We start from the raw sequence: 1,017 nt of genomic DNA on the forward strand, positions 1-1,017 counted from the left end.
GGGCGCTTTTTCGGATCAGGGCGGATTATTTTCGTACATTTCGCCGGAGGCACGAGTTCCTGCGGACCATCCGCTCAGGAAGATCCGGCAGTTCGTCCGCGATGTGCTGACGGAGATGAATCGCGACTTGGGGAAGCTCTACGCGAGCGAAGGACGTCCCTCGACGCCTCCGGAGCAATTGCTGAGCGCGTTACTGCTGCAGGTGTTCTACGGTATTCGCTCGGAACGCCAGTTGATGGAGCAACTGGACTACAATCTTTTGTACCGCTGGTTTGTGGGGCTTTCGCCCGACGACCCGGTCTGGGACCCGACCACCTTCACCAAGAACCGAGACCGGCTGCAGAACGGCGGGGTGTTTAAGAAATTCATGACCCGGCTTCTGAACCATCCGCAGGTCAAGCCGCTGCTGTCGGACGAGCATTTCTCGGTGGATGGAACGCTGATCGAAGCCTGGGCGTCACAGAAGAGCTTTCGTCCCAAGGACGGTAGCGGTGACGATGATGGCGGCGCAAACTTCCATGGCCAGAAGCGCAAGAACGACACCCATGCGAGTACCAGCGATCCAAACAGCAGGCTTTACCGCAGGGCGGCCGGGCGGGAGGCGAAGCTCTGCTATATGGGCCATGCCACAATGGAGAACCGGCATGGGCTGGCGACCGAACGCCGCGCCTCGGAGATCATGCTGAAGGCCCAAGGCAAAGCCGCCGGCCACCGCATCACGGCCGGCGAGGACAAGGCGTACGATACCGCCGATCACGTGGCCAATCTTCGTGCCATCAACGTGACACCGCATGTGACGCAGAACCAGGCCGTCACCAAAACCGGCAAGAACCGCAACAGCGCCATCGACGGACGAACCACGCGGCATCCGGGATACGGCATGTCACAATCGCGCCGGGCGATGATCGAGTGCATCTTCGGTTGGGGCAAGCAGCACGGGACCATGCGCAAGACCAAACATCGCGGCATCGGTCGCGTCGCCGCCGATTTCCTGCTCAATCTGATCGCCTATAATCT

At 60.5% G+C, this 1,017-nt stretch carries 1 protein-coding gene; it reads left to right on the forward strand.

Annotated elements, in window-relative coordinates; genetic code table 11:
• On the forward strand, positions 1–1,017 hold a 1,017-nt coding region (locus AAFX91_RS41930; protein ID WP_394570380.1), incomplete at both ends, for an IS5 family transposase.

This window comes from Bradyrhizobium sp. 31Argb (assembly GCF_043638955.1).
Taxonomy (GTDB): Bacteria; Pseudomonadota; Alphaproteobacteria; order Rhizobiales; family Xanthobacteraceae; genus Bradyrhizobium.